Below are 1627 nucleotides of genomic sequence, written 5' to 3' on the forward strand. Positions count from 1 at the left end.
GACATGGTGAAAAAAGGCGGCGTAATGGCTTCAACAAGCGTTGGAGGACTTTCAGGCGCGTTTATTCCAGTCTCTGAAGACGAGGGAATGATTAACGCTGTAAAGCAAGGCTCAATCTGCCTTGAAAAGCTAGAGGCGATGACAACGGTCTGTTCCGTAGGACTTGATATGATTGCGATTCCGGGAGACACTCCTGCAACGACAATCAGCGGAATTATGGCTGATGAATTCGCAATCGGAATGATGAACTCAAAGACAACGGCAGTCCGCCTGATTCCAGCACCGGGAAAAAAGGCTGGCGACTGGGTTGAGTTCGGCGGGCTTTTGGGCGGCTGCCCGGTAATGCCGGTGAGCAAATTCGGCTGCGAGGAATTTATAAACCGCGGCGGAAGGATTCCGGCTCCGATTCATTCGTTTAGAAATTAGGCAAAATATGCACAAAATCCCTGCCAGATTTGGAAAATCTGGCAGGGATTTTTGTCAGTTTTTAGTAGTTTACTGCTTCTACCTGAAAGAAACTCTGAGGATGAGCACAAACAGGACAAACTGCCGGCGCTTTTTTGCCTACTACGATATGGCCGCAGTTTGCGCACTGCCAGATTGCATCTCCGTCTTTGCTGAACACAAGTTCTTTTTCAACGTTGTTCAAAAGTTTGAGATAGCGCTCTTCGTGATGTTTTTCGATTGCGCCAACCATTTCGAAAAGTTTTGCAATTCTTTCAAAACCTTCCTCTTTTGCTGTTTTTGCAAAATCAGCATACATATCTGTCCATTCATAATTTTCGCCTTCTGCAGCAGCCTTTAAGTTTTCTGCAGTTGTGCCGATTTCGCCGCCATTTAGAAGTTTGAACCAGATTTTTGCATGTTCTTTTTCGTTGCGCGCAGTTTCTTCAAAAATATCTGCAATCTGTTCAAAGCCTTCTTTACGAGCCTTGCTTGCAAAATAAGTGTACTTGTTTCTTGCCTGTGATTCTCCAGCAAACGCTGTCTGAAGATTTTTTTCTGTCTGTGTTCCTTTAATGTTTTCCATTTGACTGTTTCTCCTTTTTTATGGAATTTTTTGAAAGTTTTAAGCGCCCAAAAAGCACATCCGTCAATTCTGCCCGTTTTTTCTACATTCAGGACAAATTCCTGTAAAAATTAAATTGTGCCCTTCAATAGAAAAACCCTGCTTTTGCATTTCTTCAACCGCATTATGAATTTCTAAAGTAACATTGCGCGGAACATCGAACATTTTTCCGCAAACGTTGCAATTAAAATGATAATGAGTTTCAAGAGTGCTGTCGAAATGATCAGCGCCGTTTGGCACAACAATTTTTTGAATTGCTCCGCTCTCTGCCAGAAAATTTAAATTTCTGTAAACCGTACCTCGACTAATATGCGGATTCTCTAACCTCGCATTTTCGTAAATTTCGTCGGCAGTCGGATGAGAAAAATTATTCTGCATGAGTTTTGCAACCAAATCTCTCTGTTTTGTGTTTCGAACTGTCATTGTAAATGATTATAACACAAAAAATCTGTTTGTAAATAGTAATAAGTCTTAATAGCAACAATTTATTATTGTTTTAAGAAAATTTCGCTAAAATCAATGTTCGGTTTTATAATAGGTCGAATTTCGAGTTTTAAT

Annotated in this window: 3 protein-coding genes; 1 reads left to right on the plus strand and 2 read right to left on the minus strand. The window is 40.8% G+C overall.

Annotated features, from left to right (window positions below):
* A partial coding sequence (locus B4N75_RS03435; protein WP_296667006.1) for a DUF711 family protein occupies window positions 1-426 on the plus strand: 426 nt, incomplete at its 5' end.
* Between the two features lie 61 nt (window positions 427-487).
* Here B4N75_RS03435 and rbr read toward each other — a convergent pair.
* Together rbr and B4N75_RS03445 are read right to left on the minus strand one after the other, a co-directional pair.
* Window positions 488-1030, minus strand: coding sequence for a rubrerythrin (gene rbr / locus B4N75_RS03440; protein WP_296017688.1), 543 nt, complete (start codon window positions 1028-1030; stop codon window positions 488-490).
* Window positions 1031-1093: 63 nt separating this feature from the next.
* Window positions 1094-1492, minus strand: a complete 399-nt coding sequence (locus B4N75_RS03445; protein WP_296017686.1) for a Fur family transcriptional regulator — start codon at window positions 1490-1492, stop codon at window positions 1094-1096.
* Window positions 1493-1627: the final 135 nt, after the last annotated feature.

Source organism: Treponema sp. UBA7570, assembly GCA_002477955.1.
Taxonomy (GTDB): domain Bacteria; phylum Spirochaetota; class Spirochaetia; order Treponematales; family Treponemataceae; genus Treponema_D.

What these genes read in the sequence shown, in the direction of transcription:
- rbr (WP_296017688.1), bottom strand. Translation starts at nt 1,030, where the DNA reads ATGGAAAACATTAAAGGAACACAGACAGAAAAAAATCTTCAGACAGCG.
- B4N75_RS03445 (WP_296017686.1), bottom strand. Translation starts at nt 1,492, where the DNA reads ATGACAGTTCGAAACACAAAACAGAGAGATTTGGTTGCAAAACTCATG.